The organism is Paenibacillus sp. FSL M8-0334, from assembly GCF_038000405.1.
Classification (GTDB): domain Bacteria; phylum Bacillota; class Bacilli; order Paenibacillales; family Paenibacillaceae; genus Paenibacillus_AQ; species Paenibacillus_AQ campinasensis.
Map to the genome: position 1 here is coordinate 3,067,218 of NZ_JBBOCH010000001.1, position 22,347 is coordinate 3,089,564.

The window sequence follows — 22,347 nt, forward strand, 5'->3', positions numbered from 1 at the left end:
CGAATGGCAGCCGGTGACCAGGAGGCTTTCGAGATGCTGGTAACAAGATACCATGGACCGCTGCTCAGCTATACGTCCAGACAGCTTGCGGATCGGCAGAAGGCGCAGGATATTGTTCAGGAAACCTTTATCCGCCTGATCCGCCATCTGAGGCAGCATGGCGCTTTGGAGCATGTCCGCCCTTGGTTGTACCGCGTTGCGCTGAATATGTGCAAGGATTATTGGAAGAGTGCGGCTTACCGGACGGAGGGGCTTGCAGGAGAAGAGTTGCCCGAGACAACCGATCCCTCGCCCGGAGCAGAAGAACTGATGGAGAGGCGGGAGACGTCGAGAGAGATTGCTCAATACTTGGAGACACTGCCGGAAGTGCAGCAGGAGATCATCTCCCTGCGATTCTTTCACGAGCTGAAGCTGCAGGAGATTGCGGATATGGTCCAGCTGCCGCTGAGCACGGTAAAGACCCATCTGTACAACGGATTGAGGAAGCTGAAAAAAACTATGTCATCCGCACCTGACCTGGTGTCAGGTGATCACAGGACGGGCGGAAGTCCGCCTGCTCTTGAACGAAGCAGTGATCGTGGTTCAGGGCCTGGCCAAGAAACCGACCAGAAACAGAAAGCTACAGAAAGAGAGGTGTTCGTCCATGGATCGTCCAACCGATAACGAATTGAGAAGTCTGGAAGCCGAGATGCGCGGCCCGCTGAGAAGGGCGCTTCTTCCGCCGCCTTCTGAGGGGGAGACGCAGCAGTTGATTGCTGCGCTGCAAGGCGAGTTCGATCTGTTGAAGATCGAGCCGCAGTCGCCCAAGCTGGACTTTAATCCGCAGGTGGAGCCGCCGTCGCTGAAGCAGATTTTGCGCAGTCAGCTTCGTCTGAATCAACGTTCGATATTGCTGGCAGGCGGAGCGGTATTTTTCATGTTGGTGCTGTTGATCAATCCGGAGTACCCTCTCGATGCTTTAGGCGGGTTGCCCGGGGGGATCTTCCCGCTGATCACGCCATTGCTGCTCATTGTGTCGATGCTGTTTAGCAGCCGCACATGGGATAAAGGAATGAGAGCGATTGAGACGATCACGCCGTATCCGCCGGCGCTTGTACTTTACACCCGCCTGCTTCTGGTGACGGGCATCGTGGTAGGGATGGCTTTTGTCAGCTCGCTCATATTGGAGATCCGTGCGCTCCGGGTGGAGTCCTCGTATTTTAATTTCGGGCCGTTCACGATGGAATGGATGGGCGTGCTGCTGGTGACCGGCGGGGTAGCCATGTATATGCTGTTCCGCAAAGGCATGATCGCTTCACTCATTTCCGCCCTGCTTGTGTATGCATTGTGGATTGTGCTTCAGACTTCACTGCTCGATTACGGTATTACGACGAATAAAAAGATGGCGGCGGATTTCTCGATGCTGCTAATCGGCTTGGGATTGGTCATATCCTCTTATGGCCGCAGCCGCAAGCTAAAGAGCACCTGGAGAGCGCAGCATGATTGAACTTAGCGGGATAGAGCGCCAGGCCGGCACGTACCGGCTGGAAATCGAGCAGGCAAGGCTGACGAGGGGCTTGAACCTGATCGTGGGAGCGAACGGGGCAGGCAAAACGACATTGATTGAATTATTGACCACGCTGCAGGCGCCGGATCGGGGGCAGATTCTGTACAGCGGCCGGGAGGCGTCGGATCATCTGCCCTTGATATGCAGTCAGATCGGGTATGTACCGGCAGAGATTGAGCTGTACGGGGAGATGAAGGTGGTCCGGCTGCTGAAATATATGGCGGAGCTGAAGGGGGTATATCACTCGGATGCGATTGACCGTCTGATGCATGAGTTTCGGCTGGAGCCGTTTAAGCGCAGTAAAATCAAGCATCTGTCCCAGGGTGTGCAGCGCCGGATCGCTGTGGTGCAGGCGCTGCTGGCCTCGCCGCTGTTCCTGTTCCTGGATGAACCGCTCAACGGGATGGATGCGGAGGAGCGCAAATTTCTGATCACGTATCTCACGCAGTATGCGAGAACGCGAATGGTCATTGTGGCCGCCCACGAGCTGAATGAGTGGGAGGATGCGGCGGATCATATCATCTGGATTCACCGCGGGCGCATCCGGTATAACGGATCGCCGGAGAACTGGAAGCTGGGCGTGTCTTCCCGTGTATGGGAAGGGGAGGTTCTGCTGGATCAGTTTGAGAACATTCCGCAGGAGAAGCTCATTCATTTTCGAATGAAGGAACATACGATGCGGGTCCGGATGATGGGGATGCAGCCGCCCCTGCCGGGGTTCAAGGAGATGGAACCGACGCTGGAAGATACCTTTTTTCTTCATATGGATGCGTTGGCTCGTCGGGGGTAAGCTAGGGGGCCCTGGTAATTGAATAGATTCCCTCATTAGCACAGGAGGTTAGGCTGTCGAGACGATCTCGACAGCCTTTGTGTTATATTGCATAATCTAGAATTTATAAACCTTCGGGTGAGTTGTTTTCCGTCCTGAGGTTGCACTAGGAATTTATAGTGTTTGTATGATATGTCGAACAAATCTCACCTATAGCGAGGCGTTTTATGATCTTCGCTCGTACGATATCGGGTACCTTTTACATTTTTGAACTGGGAGGGTTCCTCACGACGGACAATCGAAGCGGCATCGATCCATTTCGTATCTTTCCAATCCTTTTCGTAAGAAGCGAAGTCATCCCACGGCGAACCGGGTAAGGAATGGTAGCGCGGTGTGCGCATCCGGGCGGGTGCGGCGCATGGCGATAGGCTGTAAACTATCGGGAAAGGAGCGGATCGTTATGGGAACCGCAGGAGCGCAAGGCACTGAGAAGGTGGCGCTGGTCACGGGAGCAGGTGCAGGGATCGGCAGGGGCATTGTCAAGATATTGGCGGAAAAAGGATATCGGCTGGCGATGACTTATAATTCCAGTAAAGACGGGATTGTGGACGTGGCCGAGGACATTCGACATATTTACGGCAAGGAGCCGCTCATCATTCAGAGCGACCTTACCGTCCGGAGCGAGGCCGAGAATACCATCCGCAAGACGGTGGAGGCGTTTGACCGCATCGACCTCGTTGTCAATAACGCGGGTGTCGGGATTCATAAGCCGCTTACCGAGATGGATGAAGAGGATGTCGATATGCAGGTTAACCTCGATTTCCGGGCGCCGATGCTGCTGAGCAAATATGCCGCGGCCGAGATGATTGCACGCGACATTCCGGGGAACATCATCTTCATAACGTCGTCCCGCGGCGAGCGGGCGTATCCGAAGGACAGTATCTATGGGGGCATGAAAGCAGCGCTGATCCGCGCGGCCCAGTCGCTGGCGCTGGAATGGGCGCCGCACGGCATTCGGGTGAACTGTGTGGCGCCGGGGGCGACGGTCCATAAGCTGGAGCAATCTGCTGAGGAGGAGCCGCTCGGGAGCAAAATTCCGCTCGGCCGACTCGGAACGCCGTCCGATATCGGCGAAGCGATCGCGTGGCTTTCCTCGGATGCAGCATCTTACATTACAGGCATCAACCTGCGCATTGACGGGGGACTCATTCTCTCGGGTATGCCTGAAGACACGTCGCCGGAAGCCGGATACGGCTGGGGCGAAATGACGCCGACAAGCGACGGGGACCGGGCTTGATGAAGGGAATATCAATCGGGATTATGTATTCCGATAAATTTAGTTGGTAATACCTCTTTTCAAATGGTGGAAAGTATGAGAGAATGATGGAAATCATGGGCGTACCATTTTCCATACAAAGAAAAGGGAGGAAGCAAGAATGTCAGAAGAGCGTCAATTTTCGATTGAAACATTAGCGGTTCACGCGGGTCAGGAGCTCGACCCCACTACATTGTCCCGGGCAGTGCCTCTGTACCAGACAACATCGTACGGTTTCAAGGACAGCGATCATGCGGCGAACTTGTTTGCACTGAAGGAGTTCGGCAACATCTACACCCGGATCATGAATCCGACGACGGATGTATTCGAGAAGCGAATTGCCGCGCTTGAAGGCGGCGCCGCAGCGCTGGCGACCTCTTCCGGGCAGGCAGCCATCACGTTTGCCATTCTGAACATCGCAGGTGCGGGTGATGAGATTGTCTCTTCCTCCAGTTTGTATGGCGGCACGTACAATCTGTTTTCGACGACACTGGCAAAGCTGGGGATCAAGGTTCATTTTGTAGATTCTACGAATCCGGACAATTTCAAGCAAGCGATCAACGCCAACACGAAAGCGGTGTTCGCCGAGACGATTGGCAACCCGCAAGGCAATGTGCTTGATGTCGAAGCTGTTACGAGCATTGCGCACGAGGCCGGCGTTCCGCTTATTGTGGACAATACATTCCCTAGCCCTTATCTGCTGCGTCCGATCGAATATGGCGCGGATATCGTTGTGCATTCAGCGACCAAATTTATTGGCGGCCATGGAACGTCGATCGGCGGGGTCATTGTGGACAGCGGCAAATTTGACTGGAAGGCCAGCGGCCGGTTCCCGGGTCTGACTGAGCCTGATCCGAGCTATCACGGACTGGTGTACACGGAAGCGCTGGGGCCGATTGCTTATATTATCAAGGCTAGGGTACAGCTGCTTCGGGATATAGGGGCATCTCTTTCCCCATTCAATGCCTGGCTTCTCCTGCAAGGTCTGGAGACACTCCATCTGCGGGTGGAGCGCCATAGCGAGAATGCGCTGAAGGTGGCGCAATATCTGGAAGGGCATGAAGCGGTGGAGTGGGTCAGCTATGCAGGACTGCCAAGTCACCCTTCTTATGCGCTGGCTCAGAAATACTTGCCGAAAGGGCAGGGGGCGATTCTGACCTTCGGCATTCGGGGCGGGGCAGCGGCCGGCCGTAAGGTGATTGAGAACGTGAAGCTGTTCTCCCATCTGGCCAACGTCGGTGATTCCAAATCGCTGATCATCCATCCGGCCAGCACAACACACCAGCAGCTGACCGAGGAAGAGCAGCAGTCTGCCGGCGTCAACCCGGAACTGATTCGTCTGTCCATCGGAACAGAATCCATTGATGACATTCTTTACGATCTGGAGCAGGCGATTGCTGCCAGTCAGGCGTGAAGAGCCGATTTAATGGCAACGGTGGCGCATCGGTCCGGATAGTCAGCTCGTAAGCGGTTATTATCTCACAATTCATCATACAAAGCAGGTCGAAGACGCGCTCGGAGAGAGCGAGGTCCTCGGCCTTTTTTCATGCGCAGGAAAGCGTACTGGCACCGCTGCGTTTATGTGCATCCTCCCGGTCACTCTGCTGTATATTTCCAATTGTTTCATAATAGTCTGTAAAGGAGGCGATAACATCCAATTCAAGGGAAGAGGGGTAGAACAATTACGATGACGGAAAGGCAATGGGACAGTAGCCGTGAATTGGGAGAGCGCTTATATGGGGTGGGGGAAAGGGCCGGGAATCGTGCGCGGGCTGGAGCGTCACCGGAAACGGATGTGTTGAACTCGTTCAGGGCGGCAGGAGGCATCACCCATGAGGAGGTGCTCCTGATGCTGGCTGCGCCTGAGGATATAGAGGAGGCGCTCCGAGTGACGGGAGCCGTTCATGCAGGTGAAGTCAGTCCTTCTCTAACCCGTCTTCTCGGCTGGAGTGATCTTAACCGACATCTTAAAGTATTAAGCTGTGCTGCCTGTGCGGAACAGATCAGGGAGGACTTGCGGCTTGGAGCTCAAGGGGTAGGACTTGTCCGGGGCGAAGCGGCACTGGAAACCGCCGGGGTGCTGCGCGAGGTATTCAGTGCGTGGCTGACAGCCCGTGAAGAATCAAGGGCGGAGTTTTACCGGCGCAGATTTATTTGGCTGTGGACGGCCTATTGGGTATCCGTGCTGCAGGCTGCGGGTGATGCTCCTTGTGCAATAAGTCTGGTTCAGGAATGTTATATGACCGGTTTCCGGGGGAAAGGCCGGGATGTGCTTGATGCGCAGCTGGAGTCGATCTTTCGGGCAGTGGAGCAGTGCTGGCAGGCCGGCATCGACTGCCAGCCGGAACTGCTGATCATGGAGCCTGACGATGCGGAGGTGTTCCGGTCCGTCCAAGATTTTGTTGAGGAGGTAGCCAGACAAACGCTTGGAGAGGCGGGGAGGTCCGTCCGATTTCGAATGGGCGTGCTGTTCGGGGAGGGCTCTGATCCGGAAACGGCCGCCGATGTCGCCCGCATTGCTGATATGATCGTGCTGGATCTGGAGGCGCAGCGATTCTCCTATTGGTCCGAGGAGGAGCGAAAAGAGCTTCAGGCTTCTTTCGCTGCGGCGGTATCCCGCATTCGCACCATAAAGCCGGAGCTGCCGATTCGGGTGAACGGCGTCGATGCTTCCGATCTTCGGTATGCTTATAAGCTGGGGGCCCAGGAGGTAAGCTGTGCCTCGCGCCATCTGGCCGCTGTCAGATTGACGGGAGCGAGGCTGGAGCTCCGAAGACGAAGTCTGCCCTGGACCGAGTAGCGTGGATGGTAGGAGTAGCTAGGACCGGATTCTGCATTTATGCTGGGAGAACAGGGCTCGGAGGATCTGAAAGATGAAAGGGGTTTCCTTCCATAAGAGTGACTGTTTGAGTGAGAACAGGGCTGCCGGTTTCGGCGGCCCTTTGATGTAGGTACCGGCATTGCTGCATATGGGATGAATGGGACAAGGGAGTAGGCTTATGACAAGCGACCGGAAAGGGCCGCTTTTTTTGATGCAAAATTTCCCTAAATCTCGTTTACAAATCGGCGGCTACGGAGTATGATATAACTATAAAGTTGCTCGAAGGAAAATAATTTGGTTTATAGCAAAAATGATTATCATTCTCATTAAACATGCTGCTCCGGCCTAGCCGGGGCAGCATGTGCCATTTTAAGGGTGTTAATAATGGATTTCATTCTCAGTAGGAAGGTGATTGAATATGGAGTGGATAGAAAATCAGAGAACGACAGGGACGATATCGTCCGTAGATCAAGGAGCAAATTCAGGCGGACCACGGCAGCCGGGGAAATGGGATGTGCGCAGCCTGCTCAGCCATTCCGAGGTGCTTGCCGCGCTCGGAAGCGGTGTTCTTATGCTGGCCGCTTGGCTGACCAGCATCTGGTCTGAACCGTTGTCGGTGGTGCTGTACATCATCTCGTACGGCATCGGCGGCTGGGTCAAAGCCAAAGAGGGGATCGAGACCCTTCTGAAGGAACGCGATCTGGACGTGAATCTGCTGATGATCGCAGCGGCATTAGGGGCGGCCTCGATTGGCTACTGGAATGAAGGCGCGATGCTGATCTTTATTTTTGCTCTCAGCGGGGCGCTGGAAAGCTATACGATGGAACGAAGCCGCAAGGACATCTCGTCGCTGATGGAGCTTCAGCCTGAGACGGCGCTGCGGATTGAAGGCGGTGAGATGGTTGCGGTATCCATCAGCAAGCTGGAGATCGGAGATCTGATTCTGGTGAAGCCGGGGGAGCTGATTCCCGCCGACGGTACAGTTTATCGGGGCGCTTCGGCAGTCAACCAGTCTTCCATCACGGGGGAGTCTGTCCCTGTTGACAAGGCCGTTGGGGATGATGTTTTTGCCGGAACGCTGAACGGGGAGGGCGTGCTCTACATCGAGGTGACCAAATCGGCGGAGTCCACCCTGTTCGCCAAAATCGTCAAGCTGGTGGAGGAAGCGGAGAACGAGGTTCCGGAGTCGCAGCGGTTTATCAAGCGGTTTGAATCGATATATGCCCGTGTCGTCGTTGCTGTAACGGTGATTATTATCGGTTTGGCGCCGCCGGTGCTGGGCTGGGACTGGGATACCACCTTTTATAAAGCGATGGTGTTTCTCGTGGTCGCTTCGCCGTGTGCGCTCGTATCCTCGATCATGCCGGCGATGCTGTCGGCGATATCGAACCGGGCCCGCAAGGGCGTGCTGTTCAAGGGTGGGGCACATGTGGAGAATATGGCGAAGGCAGCGGTCGTCGCTTTTGACAAAACAGGCACGCTAACGCTCGGCACCCCGGTCGTTACGGATTTCATTGCAGCCGAAGGATGGGACCGGAGCGAGCTGCTCCGCATCTGCGCTTCCATCGAGAAGGTGTCAAAGCACCCGCTTGCGCTGGCGGTTGTCCGCAAGGCGGAGGAGGAGAAGCTTCAGCTGCGTGAGGCAGAGAACGCCCAGGCCTTGACCGGATGGGGGATGCAGGCTGAACTGGACGGCGACAGCTGGAAAATCGGAAAAAGCGACGTGCTGGACGATCCGGCATGCCAGCAAGCGCCGGTGGGCGACGATTCCGTGAACAGTCCGGCGGCTGCGGACTGGCTGGCTCTGCGCTCCAGGCTGGAGGCAGAAGGCAAGACGGTCTCGGTCGTGCTGCACAATGAGCGGGTGGTCGGCATGCTGGCACTACAGGATGCGGTGCGGCCTCAGGCGGCCAAGGCGGTTCGGCGGCTGCAGCAGCTTGGCATCCAGGTAGCGATGCTGACAGGAGACCGGAAGGCGACCGCAGAGGTGATTGCAAGACAGACCGGGGTGGACATGGTGTTCTCCGATCTGCTGCCCGAAGACAAGGTGAAGCATGTGAAGGCGCTGCGGGAGCAGTACGGGCATGTCGTGATGGTGGGCGATGGCGTGAATGATGCTCCTGCCCTGGCAACAGCTACGGTCGGAATCGGCATGGGAGGCACCGGCAGTGAGACGGCGCTTGAGGTGGCTGATGCCGTGCTCATGAATGACAACATTGATGAAATCGCGGGTACGGTCAGATTGGCACGTAAAGCACAGCGGATTGTAAAGCAGAATATGGTGTTTGCGATTGCGGTCATTTTGACGCTGATTGTGGCCAATTTCCTGGAGGGCGTCGCTTTGCCGTTAGGGGTGATCGGTCATGAAGGCAGCACGATTCTTGTGATTCTAAACGGGCTGCGACTGCTCCGGTCGAACGCATAACCGCGAGCCAGGGGTGAGGAATCGGTACTTGCCCAGGTAGTCTGGACGGATCAGATTGGCCTAGGGCGCACATAGTGATGAATTGCACGACAAGCTCCTTCCTGGCTCTTTCAGAGCAGGGAGGAGCTTTTAAATCTGAATAGGACTTGAACACGAACCGCTTGCAATCTTCATCAAAATCACACGGTGGCTGAAGTCCGGATATGCCAATAATAGAGTATAATGGATTTAAGAGATCATAATTTCAATCATCATATCCATAAATACGATGTTGTTTCATAGGAGGGAGCCACATGTATAAATCCGTTATTATAGGCACTGGGCCCGCCGGCCTGACTGCAGCGATCTATTTGGCCCGGGCCAATCTGAGCCCGCTTGTGATCGAAGGGCCGCAGCCCGGAGGACAGCTGACAACGACAACAGAGGTCGAGAACTTTCCGGGATTTCCTGAAGGCATCCAAGGCCCGGAGCTGATGGACAATATGCGCAAGCAGGCGGAGCGCTTCGGAGCTGAGTTCCGCACAGGCTGGGTGAACAGTGTGGAGCTGGGGAACCGGCCGTTCAAGCTGAACGTGGAGGGCATCGGTGAGGTGGTGACGGAAACGCTGATTCTGTCCACCGGAGCCACGGCCAAGTACCTTGGCATTCCTGGCGAGGAGGTCAACGTAGGCCGCGGGGTCAGCACCTGTGCAACTTGCGACGGCTTCTTTTTCCGGGGGAAAGAGATCGTCGTGGTGGGCGGAGGCGATTCGGCGCTGGAGGAAGCAAATTTCCTCACTCGCTTTGCGTCCAAGGTAACGATTGTGCATCGTCGCGACGAGCTTAGAGCGTCCAAGATTATGCAGGATCGCGCTCGTGCCAATGAGAAGATCGAATGGGCGCTGAACCGGACACCGCAGGAAGTTGTGGCGGATGAGACCGGCGTGAAGGGGATCCAAGTGCTGAACAACGCGACCGGCGAGATCGAGACGATTGAAGCCAGCGGCGTCTTCGTGGCCATCGGTCACCAGCCGAATACCGCATTCCTGAACGGCCAGATCACAACGGATGCGAACGGGTATATTGTTACAACCCCCGGCACTTCCGAGACGAACATCCCTGGCGTGTTTGCCTGCGGAGATGTGCAGGACAGCCGTTACAGACAAGCGATTACAGCAGCGGGTAGCGGCTGCATGGCAGCGATGGACTGCGAGAAATATATCGAGAGCCTCGAGCACAGCGTCTCGATGGCATAAACGACAAAAAAACGGTCATTCGTGTTGAACACGAACGGCCGTTTTTTTGTCAGGATGTTCGCATTATCGCGCATCCATGCGGAACAAAGCAGCTTTCAGCGCCATCACGCTGCCACATTGCATTGACGCCAGGGTCAATGTTCAAAGAAGAGGCTCATGATCAGCTGAAAAACTACATATACGCCTACACCGGAGGCCATCAGCAGCAAACCTGCTTTCTTCTTGCCCTGGAACAGCCGCAGAATGCCGAGGCTGAACATCGGGGCGATCACCAGAAGAAACAGCAGCACGGTTACGAACATCTGCGGTGAAATATCCGAGGTATTGACATAGGTCATGAAGTGCTCCCTCTCTCTCCTCAAGCGATTGCACCATTCAGATCTGAACAGTGACAATAATGAACCAGATGTTTTTTATTATATCTGAAAACGCTGTAATTTTCTTCATATGATTCGGTGTAAAATGCGTCAATTATGCGTCAATTCATCGGCATGGACACACGCACGGGGCCAAGGAACTGGGAGATGGCGGAATACGCCGCACCGATGACAGTAGAGCGGCTGCCAAGCTCGGCAAAGCGAATCTCCATCCGTTCGCGGTGATAGGGCAGTGTCCGCTGGGCGACAACCTGCTGCATCGTATCCTCCAGCCATGCCCTGGCATCCGAGAGCGGGCCGCCGATAATGACCGATTGCGGGTTAAAGCCGTTCACGAGATTGGTAATGCCAACCCCAAGATAGTGCCCCAGCTTGTAAAAATGACGAATCGTATCTTCATGCCCCTGCCGTGCATAGCTGATCAGTTCGGAGGTTCGCTTGGATGGCAGGGCAAATTCCTCGTTGTCATAAGACTTCTCGGAGGCGTACAACTCCCAGCAGCCGCGGTTCCCGCAGGAGCAGCTGCGCCCTTCGGACTCAATCGTCATATGGCCGCTTTCCCCGGCATATCCCCGGGCGCCCTTGTACAGCTCGCCATTGATAATGATGCCCGAGCCAATCCCGCTGCCGGCACTGATGTAGAGCAGATGGCTGGCATCTCTTCCGGCGCCGAAGCGAAGCTCGCCCTGCGCGCCGGCATTGGCTTCATTGTCAATCGTGACCGGAAGGCCGAGCTCCTCCTCCAGAAGCTGGCTCAGCGGCACCATCTCCCAGCCCAGATTGGGGGCAAACAGCACGGTGCCGCTGCCGTCAACCATGCCGGGAACGCCTGCGCCGATGCCGACGATGCCGTACGGGGACTGCGGCGCTTTCTGCATCAGTCTGCGAACGATCGCGACCATGCCCGCCGTCACCGAATCCGTATCATGCTGCTCCAGGGGGCATTCATCCTCGGCCACGATGCGCCCTGCAAGATCGGTGAGCACCGCGGTCATCTGCTGCACGCGCAGCTCCAATCCGATGGCGTAACCGGCTTGTCCGTTAAAGAGGAGGAGCCTCGGCTTGCGGCCGCCGCTGGACGCTCCGGGACCGCTTTCCTGAACGAGATGATTGTTCAGCAGCTCCTGCACCAGATTGGATACCGTCGCTTTGTTCAAGCCGGTAAGCTCGGACACGCTGGCGCGGGAGATCGGGGCATGGCGGCGGATCGTATCGAGAATCAGGGAAGTATTTATTCTTTTGACCAGAGCCTGGTCGCCTGTAATAGTTGTCATGTTCTTCATCCTTTGGCCCGCTTCAAGTGCTTCTTGATATGCTCATAGTCTAGGCGGAAAAGAAGGAAATTGCAACATCGAAACACAGCGATGGGCCGCGCCGACGCAGACGGTTTTTCTGAAAATACAGATTCCAAAAACAACTTTGTTTAACCAATAGACAAAGTTGGGAGAGTGTGTTAGGATAGCCTTGTAAGCGTTAACGACACACCCTAACAAGGTTATAGGAGGGCTTTATACATGGCTTATTTTAACGTTGGCAAGGTCGAATTCGAAGGAAGCAAATCAACCAACCCGTACGCATTTAAATTTTATAACCCGACAGAGGTTGTAGCAGGCAAAACGATGGAGGAGCATCTTCGCTTCGCTATGGCTTATTGGCATACACTGACTGCTGGCGGATCCGATCCGTTTGGCGCTGATACCGCTGTTCGTCCTTGGGACAGCTACTCCGGCATGGATCTGGCGAAAGCCCGCGTTGAAGCCGGCTTTGAATTCATGGAGAAGCTGAACCTGCCGTACTTCTGCTTCCACGATGTGGACATTGCACCGGAAGGCAACAGCCTGCGTGAGTTCTACCAGAACATCGACACGATTGTGGATCAGATTGAGCAGAACATGAAATCGACCGGCAAAAAACTGCTGTGGAACACAGCCAACATGTTCACGAACCCACGCTACATGCATGGTGCAGGCACCACCTGCAATGCAGACGTCTACGCGCATGCTGCTGCGCAGATCAAGAAGGGCCTTGAAGTCGGCAAACGCCTCGGCGCAGAGAACTACGTGTTCTGGGGAGGCCGTGAAGGCTATGAAACGCTGCTGAACACCGACATGGGACTGGAGCTGGACAACCTGGCGCGTCTGTTCCATATGGCTGTTGACTACGCTAAGGAAATCGGATTTGACGCACAGTTCCTGATCGAGCCGAAGCCGAAGGAGCCTACCAAGCACCAATACGACTTCGATGCAGCAACCACGATCGCTTTCCTGCAAAAATACGGCCTGGACAAACACTTCAAGCTGAACCTGGAAGCGAACCATGCCACTCTGGCTGGTCATACGTTCGAGCATGAGCTTCGCGTTGCCCGCATCAACGGCATGCTGGGCTCCTTGGATGCGAACCAAGGCGACATGCTGATCGGCTGGGATACCGACGAATTCCCGGTTAACATTTACGATGCGACACTGACGCTGTACGAAGTGCTGATGAACGGTGGCCTTGGCCGCGGCGGGGTCAACTTCGACGCGAAGGTTCGCCGTCCGTCCTTCGAGCCTGAGGATCTGGTGCTTGCGCACATCGCAGGTATGGATACGTATGCTAAGGGACTGAAAGTTGCAGCCAAGCTGATTGAGGACCGCGTGTTCGAGGACTTCATCGAGAAGCGCTACAGCAGCTTCAAGGAAGGCATCGGTGCAGATGTTGTAGCCGGTAAAGCGACGCTGGCTTCCTTGGCTGAATACGCACTTAATAACGAGTCCCCTCGCAAAAACGAATCCGGTCGTCAGGAAATGCTGAAAGCGATCCTGAACCAGTATATTCTGGCTGACTAATCGAAGACGCCTCTTAGCAGGCATACTGCAATCAACGAACCGAACAGAGCTGCCGTTATACGCAGATCATCCTTCACCGGCTCCCATCAAGGAAGCCGGTGAAGTTATTTCACAATCGAAAGACTCAGGAAACCTGTCGCCCTATTCCAGGCGTGACCATTCAAGTTAAGGGGGATGAACATGAGTTATGTAATCGGAGTGGATCTTGGCACCAGCGCGGTAAAGACCGTCCTCGTCGACCGGAGCGGGAAGGTGGTGGCCGAGCATTCGGAATCCTATCCGCTTAGCCAACCGAAGCCGGGATACAGTGAACAGCGGCCGGAGGATTGGGTGGACAAAACGATCGTATCCTTGCGCCGTCTAATGGAAGACAACCGCATCAACAAGGGAGATGTGGAAGGTCTCAGTTTCTCGGGACAGATGCACGGGCTGGTGCTGGTCGATCAGAACGGCAACGCGCTTCGTCCGGCCATCCTGTGGAATGATACCCGCACGACACCGCAGTGTCGCCGCATTGAGGAGACGCTGCAGGAGAAGCTGCTGGGCATTGCCCGCAACCGGGCGCTTGAAGGCTTCACTCTTCCGAAAATATTGTGGGTGCAGGAGCATGAACCGGAAGTGCTCGAGCAAGCGGCTTTATTCCTTCTGCCTAAGGACTATGTGCGCTACCGCCTGACCGGGGAGTATGCGATGGACTACTCCGATGCGGCAGGAACGCTGCTGCTGGATGTGGCCGGGAAGGCGTGGAGCCAGGACATTCTGGCGGCCTTTGATCTGCCGGCATCGCTCTGTCCGCCGCTCGTGGAATCCTTCGATCAGTGCGGTACGCTGCTGCCAGCCGTTGCCGAGCAAGCTGGACTTCTTGCGGAGACGAAGGTATTTGCCGGCGGGGCGGACAATGCCTGCGGCGCGATCGGAGCAGGCATTCTTGAAGAAGGACAGACGATGTGCAGCATCGGCACGTCGGGGGTGGTGCTGTCCTATGAGGAGCGGAAGTCGCTCGATTTTGAAGGGAAAGTGCATTTCTTCAATCATGGTGAGAAGGATGCTTACTATATTATGGGCGTTACGCTGGCGGCAGGCTACAGCCTGACCTGGTTCAAGGATACGTTTGCACCGGATGTCTCCTTTGATGAGCTGCTGTCCGGCATTGCGGACATCCCGGCGGGAAGCGGCGGCCTGCTGTTCACGCCTTATATCGTCGGAGAACGTACGCCTCATCCGGATTCCAGCATTCGCGGCAGCTTTATCGGCATGGATGCAGGACATAGCCTGACCCACTTCGCCCGCTCCGTCCTGGAAGGGATTACGTTCTCGCTGAGAGAATCAATCGACATTCTGCGTGATTCCGGGAAAAAGATCGACAAGGTCATCTCCATTGGCGGCGGTGCCAAGAATGAGACCTGGCTCCAGATGCAGGCGGATGTATTCAACGCCGAGATAGTGAAGCTGGAGAGCGAGCAGGGGCCGGCGATGGGCGCGGCCATGCTGGCAGCCTACGGCTGCGGCTGGTTCCCGAGTCTGCAAGAATGCGCCCAGGCCTTCCTGCGCGCCTCGCGTTCCTATTCGCCGAATCCGGAGACGGCGCAGCAGTATGAACAGCTGTATAAGCTGTACCGCAGCGTCTATGGCGCCACGCGTGAACTGAGCGAACAGCTGTCTCCGTTTCGCGGATAGAGCGGACGCATTGGACGGGGCATGGACAGCCTCATATTGCACCATTCAGCCGAAGACAAGCCGAGAGCCTGTCTTCGGCTTTTTATTGGCACTATGCATCCAATGTTACCCAAATTAGTGATGAATTAGGTTTGATGCACATAAGAAATAACAGACAAGTTATGGTATTATTTAAAGTGATTGTGTTTCGACTCTACATAGGTAAGTTCCGTCATCAGGCTAGTTAAGTGCAATCAGCTTTAATGTCCTGAAGGGAGAGGAAATGAATGAAGTTGTTTACCGCGAGGAAGGTTCCAGGGAAGAAGACGGTATGTGCCGTGGCTGCCATGCTTCTGATGGCTCAGCCCGCCTGGGCTGACACAATAAGCACCACCGTGACCAGGGAAGTAACCGAAACTAGCGTAAGTTCCAGTAATACTGCTGGTACTGCCATTACCGTAAATGCTACGAACAGCGATATTCCGGAAGGGGCCAAAATATCATCTGAGCAAGCAGAAAAGGTGATCAAAAAGCTGTTTCCTGCATTTAAGGGGGTAAAAGTCACCGGTGCCCAGTTTATCGATTCAGACAGAAACAAAGAGAAGTCCTGGGATCTCCAGCTTAGCGTGGCCCGAGGCAATTCGGTGCATTCGTTCAGCGTTCGGGTCAGCGCCGTAACGGGCGAGCCGCTCCAGGTCTATTTCCCGCTCAATCTGCTGAGCAATGAGGGGGAAGGGGCTTATCTGACAAGGGAAGAAGCCAGATTGAAGGCACTTTCCTGGATCAGAGAGAACATTCCAAGCATCAACGCGGACGATCTGATGTTGAACGAGGCTTATGTTTCGATGAATCAGGCTTTGTTTAGTCCGGCTAAGCATGACTTTTATTTCAAATCATCCGTGAACGGGATTGAGACTGACTCCAATACCATTACGATGTCGCTGGATGGCTGGGGAAATGTCATTACATATTATCGTAATGCTTACGAGGGCGATTATCCGTCTCCGATACCGAAGAAGGACACAGCCGCCATTCGCAAGCTATACGAGGAGCAGTTTAATGTAAGGCTGGCTTATTTTCCGGAAAGTCTGTACAACAACAGAAGCGGTAACTATTTCTTGGGTTATGTTCCAGAAGACAGTGCCGGTTACGAGAGGGATGCGGATACAGGCAAAGCGTTGAATTACTTTGGCGAAGAGTACCAGAACCTCGTCTCGGGTGATGAAACGATTCCGGAAGTGAAGGATGCCTTCATCCCTTTGACCAGCCCGCTCACAAGCGGGGAGGCGGCAGCCGCGTTGGTTGAACGCTGGTTCAGCATTCCGGACGGCTATGAACTGGATTCCAAATCAATCGGCCAACGCTGGAATGATGGAAATACAAGCGTATGGAATTTGTATTGGAGAAATAACAACATGCCGATGGGCCCACGGATCTCCGCAGAGGTGGATGCCAGCACCGGACAAATTTATTCTTACTCGTATGTCGTGTTCCGATATTCGGATCAGGAGCCTGAGCAAATAACGAATCCGGTATCTCGTGAAGAGGCCCAGAAGGTGGCGCTGGAGACGGTATCGAGGCTCGTTCCTAACGCTGCTGAAGAATGGAAACTGACCAGTGTCACCGGACCCGGGAACAACGGAGAAACGTACGAGTTCAGTTTCCAGCGGTATGCCGGAGATATTTTCATATTTGGTGACGCGCTCAGCATAACTATAGATCGTGAAGGACAGATTCAAGGCTTTAATTTCAATGCGAGTGCCGATCTCTCGAAGCTGCCGGCTGATGAAACACCGGTTATTTCGGCACAGCAGGCGAAGGAGAAGTATCTTCAGTCTATTGAGCTGAAGCTGAAGTATGCCTTGTACGGCGGATATGTCAACAATCAGGGAAAAGAAGTGGAGAATCAGATCCGGTTGGTGTATTACCCGCATAATCAAGCATTGACGAGCGGAGGGACGTTGCTCACTCCTCTGGATGCCAAGACGGGTGAATGGAAAGAAATCACTCCCCAATTGACGAGCAGAGGCGCTGCGTCTGTGACGGACATAACCGGCCATCCTTCGGAAGCGGCGCTCAATGAACTGGTGAAGCATCAGGTGCTTCAACCAGATAAGGACGGCAAACTGCACCCTGACCGTGACATTACGCTCGGCGAATGGTATCAGCTTCTGGCAGGGGCGCTGAATCCGGCTTATGAGCTGCAGAGCTATGCCCGTTCCTCTGCGGATCCGTATGGCGGACTTGAGCCGGACCATCCGTACTATGGGGCGGTTCAGGTACTGCTCGGGGAAAACTGGCTGACGTTCGACCCGGATACTGTATTAGAACTGGATCATACGCTGACGCGGGAAGAGCTGGCTGTCTCCTTGACGCGCATTTTGAAATACGAGAAGCTGTCCCGGACATTTACACTGCCGAGCGATGTGCCTGGCGTGTCCGATGCCGCATCGATCAAGAACAAGGGAGCCGCAGCGATCACTATTCGTTTAGGCCTGCTTCCGGCTGTGGACGGGAAGTTTATGCCGGAGCGGCAGGTGACAAGGGCAGAGGCGGCGGAAGTGCTCGTGCGTCTATCCAAGCTCGGTGGCCAGAGCGATAGCTTCCTGAGCGGCAGATATTATTATTAATGCGTGTTCATTTCTGGTTCTGGAGGCCTAATTTTGTGTAAAATCGACAAAATTAGGGACCTGGAGCCCTGGGCGTGTGGTAGAATAGAGGTGCATGTGATAGGAGAGCTGGATGGAGGTAGAGTGGATAGATGAAACGGAAACGGAAGAGCACGACAAGTGCCAAATTGCTGCTGGCAGTCATCATCGCATTCGTCGTAGCGGCGGTGCCTGAGCCTGCCGAATTAAGCGATGTTTACGCCACCTCGAACAAGGCGGTTGTTCAATCGGTTGATGCTATTCAAGAGAAACTGCTGAACGCGATGAGCAGCAGGGAGGAAACCGTTCGTTTTGCATATCAAGGGGAGACCAAATCGCTGAAGACACAGCTGAAGAATGCTCTGGATCAGGCGATGGCCAGCGACCCGTACATTCACTACACGATCTCCAGCTATAGCTACGACTACCGTGGCACCTCCTCCTCCGCGGATGTGACGGTCCGGCTGACTTACCGGGAAACCGCGAAGCAGACGGAATATGTCAATGAGCAGACGGAGAGCATTTTGAAATCCTTAATCAAGCCGACCATGAACGATCATGAGAAAGTTAAAGCCATTCATGATTGGGTCGTATTGAACCTTGAATATGATACAACCCTGACCAAATACACAGCCTATGATGCGCTTTCGACCGGCAGTGCCGTCTGTCAGGGGTACGCCCTGTTGACGCACAAGCTGCTCAAGGAAGCAGGGATTACGAACAAGATCGTGGAAGGAACAGCTTACTCTTCCGACAATCCTAGAGGACAGCTGCATGCGTGGAATCTCGTTCAACTCGGCGGCAAGTGGTACCACCTGGATACGACCTGGAATGATCCGTTGCCTGACCGCAAGGGAGAGGTATCCTATACCTATTACTTGCGCACGGATAAACAGATGAGCAAGGATCATACCTGGGTGAAACAATACCCTGAGGCCAGCACGTTGTACCGGGACACGCTGAAGGGGCTAGTGACGAAAGATCGGGCGAAGAGCGCCGTGTACACCCAGCTCATGAATACGCTGGAATACCATCTCTATGATGCCAAATCCATTGTTAAGACGCATAAGGATCTCAGCGCCTTGCTTGCTGCCAGCAGCACCCAAAAGGATAAGCAGCTCGTCTTCCGTTTTAACGGAAATGAGAAGGAGCTTGTGCGTGTTCTGCAAGAGGTGCAGAGCAAGGGAAATGTAGGTTCGATACGCTACTACTATGGTCCATTTGAGGATACGGGAGATTTAAGGGTTCAGATGACCTGGTAAATATCCCTGCGCTAAATATAATTGCCCATGAAGAGCATATAGCTCTTCGGGGCAACTCTTTTTTAGAAGCTGATGAATATTGAGAAAGGCCGGGGACAAGCATAGCTTCTGCTTGATTCCCCGGCCTTCTTTTTGCAAGGTTCCTGCACATATAGCATGAAGATTCGTGATTCCGTCTTCGCGTTAAGAGATGCGTTCTGTTCCCAGATCACATTCCTTGAGCGGAATGATGCGGCTTTTCTTCACGATGGCATATCCGAACCAGATAGCCAGGAACAGCGGAATGCTCACATAAGTGGCAAACATGGTGTACCAGTCGATATCCCCGCTTAAATCACCTTGACCGATAATGGCCACAAGGCAGAGGATAAAGGCAAAGATCGGACCGAACGGGAACCAGCGTGCCCGGAACGGCAGCTCACGAAGGTCCCGCCCCTGTGCCTGGAAGGCTTTGCGGAAACGGTAATGACTTACCGCAATCGCAAGCCAGTTAATGAAGCCGCACATGCCCGATGCATTCAGCAGCCAGATGTAGACAACACCGTCGCCGAAGAAGGAAGCCAGGAAAGCGAGCATGCCGACAGATGCTGTCACGATCAGTGCGGCAACAGGAACACCTCTCCGGTTCAGACGACTGAGCCATTTAGGAGCAAGCCCCTGCTTGGCCATCGCGTACAGCACCCGGGTTGAAGCATACATGCCCGAGTTTCCGGCAGACAGAACCGAAGTAAGGATAACCGCGTTCATGACGGATGCGGCGAAGGCAAGCCCGGCTCGTTCAAACACCAGTGTGAACGGGCTGACACTAATGCTGTCAATGCTCGATTGAAGCAGGCTTGGATGCGTGTAAGGGATCAGCAAGCCAATGACAAAGATCGCAAGAATGTAGAAAATGAGGATGCGCCAGAACACCTGGCGGATCGCTTGCGGCACATGCTTGCGCGGATTCTCGCTTTCCCCGGCGGCCACGCCGATCAGCTCCGTGCCCTGGAAGGAGAACCCTGCCGCCATGAACACGCCAATGAGCGCAAAGAATCCGCCGTGCACAGGCCCGCCGCCAAGATCGAAGTTGGAGAAGCCGACCGCTTCGCCGCCCAGAATGCCGAAGATCATGAGCACACCCACGATCAGAAAGACGATCACCGTCACGACTTTGATCATGGCAAACCAGTATTCGGACTCTCCGTAGCCTTTGGCTGACAACACATTCAGTCCAAACATAATGCCCAGGAACAGCAGGCTCCACAGGAAGGAGGGGCTGTCCGGGAACCAGAATTTGATGATGACCGTCGCTGCCGCCAGCTCTGCGGCGATGGTAACCGCCCAGTTGTACCAGAAGTTCCAGCCGACGGCAAAGCCGAAGGCGGGGCTGACATAGCGGGATGCATACGTACTGAACGAGCCTGAATCCGGCAAATACGTAGCCAGTTCTCCGAGACTGGTCATCAGGAAATATACCATAAGGCCGACGGCCGCATAAGCGATGAGCGCGCCTCCCGGTCCTGCCGACGATATGGCTCCGCCGCTGGCCAGGAACAGCCCGGTGCCGATGGAGCCGCCAAGGGCGATCATCGTCATATGCCGCGTCTTGAAGCTCGGCTTCAGCGATGTCGCCGGTGTAGATGTCTTACGATTCAAAACCTAACACTCCTCTATACGAAATTAAGGGCTCATGATGCCATGCGAGACGGACAAAGGTACAATCCTTCAACTGCATGAACCATGCAGACCCGCTGCTTCCCATATACGGGATGATCTCTTGCGTAGAAAAACATAAAGGACCGCAGGTTGTTACCTGCGGTCTGTTTCATAGACGCCGCACCAAACCTTCCAGAAGATAGCGCAACACGGTTGCCCGCCGGCTGTTCACATTATAGATGAACATGCAGGCGCTCCGTGACAGTTCCGTTTCTTTCGACAACGGCCCCAGCATGGGGGCCAAGAGTGATTCCCCCACACTTCGGCAGACGCGCCTTTCACCCGTGCTTCATCGGCTCCTCTTCGCCTTCACACGCTTACTGATCACGTCCGCAACCTCTACCTCATCGTAGGAATGATGAGGCTATCTCATATTTGATTTTCCCAGGATTGCCAACAACAATCGCTTCGCATCCGATATAGACGCCACATATAGATGTATCGGATCATTCCGTACTATATATGGTGTTGGATGACTGCGGATGCTTAGAGTTATTGACACATCCGTACACAAGAGATTCCTAGTATATATCACATGAAGTGTTAGATGCAATGGTTAAATTTACTTGCGCCCCATCATGTGAGGCGTTTCTGTGACATTTAGGATTTGGAGCGCTTGGCCATCTGCTGCCACACGGTGCCGGCGGCTTCTTCGCCGGACTGAATGCGCTCCAGCGCCATTCTCGCCTGCAGGCTAACCTCGAATTCCGGATCATCGGCCGCTTCCTCCAGGGCAGGTCTGGCCACTTCAGTGCCAACCTCGTACAGGAAGCGGGCTGCGCGCCAGCGTACAATTTTGCTGCTGTCCTTCAGCGCCTCGGTCATGACCGGCGTTGCTGCCGGATCGCCGATGTCGGAGAGGGTATCACCAGCAGTACGCCGAACGGCCGGCGAGTCATCCCGCATCGCTTCATACAGAAGCTCCATCGCTTCCGGCGTGCGCAGATCCCCGAGATAGACGACTACCAGCCTGCGGATCTGCATCTTCGGATCATGAAGCGCCTTGCGCAGCAGCGGGATATGCTGCTCGGTCGGCTCCAGCACCTCCAGCGCGGCATAACGCACCCGCCAGTCTTCATCCTGCAGCGCGGCTTCCATTTCCGCATCGGTCAGCTTCCGCCGCTGCTCCACAAATTCCTCATCGCTGGCCCCGTGTGCGATAGCCTGGGCAACAACCTTGTCCAGACGCTCCTGCGGGAACGCTGCCTCAAGCTCTTGCTCCACCTCGCGGGCTATTTCCGAAAGCTCACCATAGCGAACGCCATAATCTTTCAGCTTCCGTTCCTTGATGAGCGTGGCGGTCGCTACCTCGGTTACCGCCTCCGTAAAGCGGGAGGAGAGGGCGATCCGCTCCTCGCGGTTGCCGCTCTTGACCCGGATTTGCATCGGGATGCCGCGGAAGAACTGAACGAACACCTGCGCCTCACCGAAGGCAAAGCCCTCTTCGTCATTGTTCAGCCCTTCGGTCAAGCCCTCCTGGCCGAACATCTCCTGCACAGCACCAAGGATGGATGGCCATTCCGCATTGCCTTTCCGGTCGAGGGCGATAAAATCGGCGGTATGGAAAATGCTCTTGACGCCAGGGATATGCAGCAGCTGCCGAATCCAGGCCGGGGCGGAGCGTTCATTGTCTAGTGTATATGTTTTTCGGATCCCGGGCTCCAGCGTCTCATCAAGATGAAGCTTCATGGAGTTCGGGCTCGGGGTAGGTTCGATAAAAGTGATTTTCATTGCATTTTTCAGCCTCCTTTGGCTCTATTGTACCTT

Annotated in this window: 16 protein-coding genes and 1 riboswitch; of the genes, 12 read left to right on the plus strand and 4 right to left on the minus strand. The window is 54.8% G+C overall.

Translation table 11 applies throughout. The annotated features are described in order from the left end of the window. Positions 1 to 33: 33 nt before the first annotated feature. From MKX64_RS13460 to trxB, 8 genes are all read left to right on the plus strand, one after another. Complete coding sequence (locus MKX64_RS13460; RefSeq protein ID WP_230875732.1) at positions 34 to 663, plus strand: RNA polymerase sigma factor; 630 nt, start codon at positions 34 to 36, stop codon at positions 661 to 663. Next, complete coding sequence (locus tag MKX64_RS13465) at positions 644 to 1,486, plus strand: hypothetical protein (protein ID WP_155618248.1); 843 nt, start codon at positions 644 to 646, stop codon at positions 1,484 to 1,486. The genes MKX64_RS13460 and MKX64_RS13465 overlap by 20 nt, the downstream gene beginning before the upstream one ends. Then, a complete protein-coding gene (locus MKX64_RS13470; RefSeq protein WP_155618247.1) occupies positions 1,479 to 2,336 on the plus strand; it encodes an ATP-binding cassette domain-containing protein in 858 nt (285 codons plus the stop codon). The genes MKX64_RS13465 and MKX64_RS13470 overlap by 8 nt, the downstream gene beginning before the upstream one ends. A 439-nt stretch (positions 2,337 to 2,775) precedes the next feature. Next, the gene (locus tag MKX64_RS13475; protein WP_341036118.1) at positions 2,776 to 3,612 is read left to right on the plus strand and encodes an SDR family NAD(P)-dependent oxidoreductase; all 837 of its coding nucleotides are present in this window, start codon (positions 2,776 to 2,778) and stop codon (positions 3,610 to 3,612) included. A 139-nt stretch (positions 3,613 to 3,751) separates the two neighbouring features. Further along, positions 3,752 to 5,044 carry a homocysteine synthase gene (locus MKX64_RS13480; protein ID WP_341036119.1) on the plus strand — a complete coding sequence of 431 codons (1,293 nt, stop codon included), beginning with the start codon at positions 3,752 to 3,754 and terminating at the stop codon, positions 5,042 to 5,044. 273 nt (positions 5,045 to 5,317) lie between these two features. Further along, complete coding sequence (locus MKX64_RS13485; RefSeq protein WP_341036120.1) at positions 5,318 to 6,430, plus strand: PEP-utilizing enzyme, TIM barrel domain protein; 1,113 nt, start codon at positions 5,318 to 5,320, stop codon at positions 6,428 to 6,430. Positions 6,431 to 6,869: 439 nt separating this feature from the next. Beyond that, complete coding sequence (locus MKX64_RS13490) at positions 6,870 to 8,876, plus strand: heavy metal translocating P-type ATPase (protein ID WP_095266566.1); 2,007 nt, start codon at positions 6,870 to 6,872, stop codon at positions 8,874 to 8,876. Between the two features lie 293 nt (positions 8,877 to 9,169). Next, positions 9,170 to 10,111, plus strand: coding sequence for a thioredoxin-disulfide reductase (trxB, locus tag MKX64_RS13495; protein ID WP_341036122.1), 942 nt, complete (start codon positions 9,170 to 9,172; stop codon positions 10,109 to 10,111). A 134-nt stretch (positions 10,112 to 10,245) separates the two neighbouring features. On the opposite strand, the gene MKX64_RS13500 is transcribed toward trxB, so the two are convergent. Beyond that, complete coding sequence (locus MKX64_RS13500) at positions 10,246 to 10,449, minus strand: hypothetical protein (RefSeq protein WP_095266568.1); 204 nt, start codon at positions 10,447 to 10,449, stop codon at positions 10,246 to 10,248. A gap of 140 nt (positions 10,450 to 10,589) precedes the next feature. Next, positions 10,590 to 11,762, minus strand: a complete 1,173-nt coding sequence (locus tag MKX64_RS13505; protein ID WP_155618244.1) for an ROK family protein — start codon at positions 11,760 to 11,762, stop codon at positions 10,590 to 10,592. 240 nt (positions 11,763 to 12,002) lie between these two features. Between MKX64_RS13505 and xylA the strand changes: the two genes are divergently transcribed. The 4 genes from xylA to MKX64_RS13525 all read left to right on the plus strand — a co-directional run bounded on the left by xylA (position 12,003) and on the right by MKX64_RS13525 (position 18,882). Then, entirely contained in the window at positions 12,003 to 13,316 is a 1,314-nt protein-coding gene (gene xylA, locus MKX64_RS13510) for a xylose isomerase (protein WP_095266570.1), read from the plus strand. Between the two features lie 180 nt (positions 13,317 to 13,496). Further along, the gene (gene xylB, locus MKX64_RS13515) at positions 13,497 to 14,993 is read left to right on the plus strand and encodes a xylulokinase (protein ID WP_155618243.1); all 1,497 of its coding nucleotides are present in this window, start codon (positions 13,497 to 13,499) and stop codon (positions 14,991 to 14,993) included. 266 nt (positions 14,994 to 15,259) lie between these two features. Beyond that, positions 15,260 to 17,602 carry a YcdB/YcdC domain-containing protein gene (locus tag MKX64_RS13520; protein ID WP_341036125.1) on the plus strand — a complete coding sequence of 781 codons (2,343 nt, stop codon included), beginning with the start codon at positions 15,260 to 15,262 and terminating at the stop codon, positions 17,600 to 17,602. A 131-nt stretch (positions 17,603 to 17,733) separates the two neighbouring features. Then, complete coding sequence (locus MKX64_RS13525) at positions 17,734 to 18,882, plus strand: transglutaminase domain-containing protein (RefSeq protein WP_095266573.1); 1,149 nt, start codon at positions 17,734 to 17,736, stop codon at positions 18,880 to 18,882. A 183-nt stretch (positions 18,883 to 19,065) separates the two neighbouring features. Here MKX64_RS13525 and MKX64_RS13530 read toward each other — a convergent pair whose 3' ends face one another. After that, positions 19,066 to 20,460 carry an amino acid permease gene (locus MKX64_RS13530; protein WP_179292162.1) on the minus strand — a complete coding sequence of 465 codons (1,395 nt, stop codon included), beginning with the start codon at positions 20,458 to 20,460 and terminating at the stop codon, positions 19,066 to 19,068. A gap of 252 nt (positions 20,461 to 20,712) precedes the next feature. Further along, positions 20,713 to 20,930, minus strand: a riboswitch (Lysine riboswitch). A 250-nt stretch (positions 20,931 to 21,180) separates the two neighbouring features. After that, the gene (locus MKX64_RS13535; protein WP_341036127.1) at positions 21,181 to 22,311 is read right to left on the minus strand and encodes a virulence factor; all 1,131 of its coding nucleotides are present in this window, start codon (positions 22,309 to 22,311) and stop codon (positions 21,181 to 21,183) included. Positions 22,312 to 22,347 lie beyond the last annotated feature (36 nt).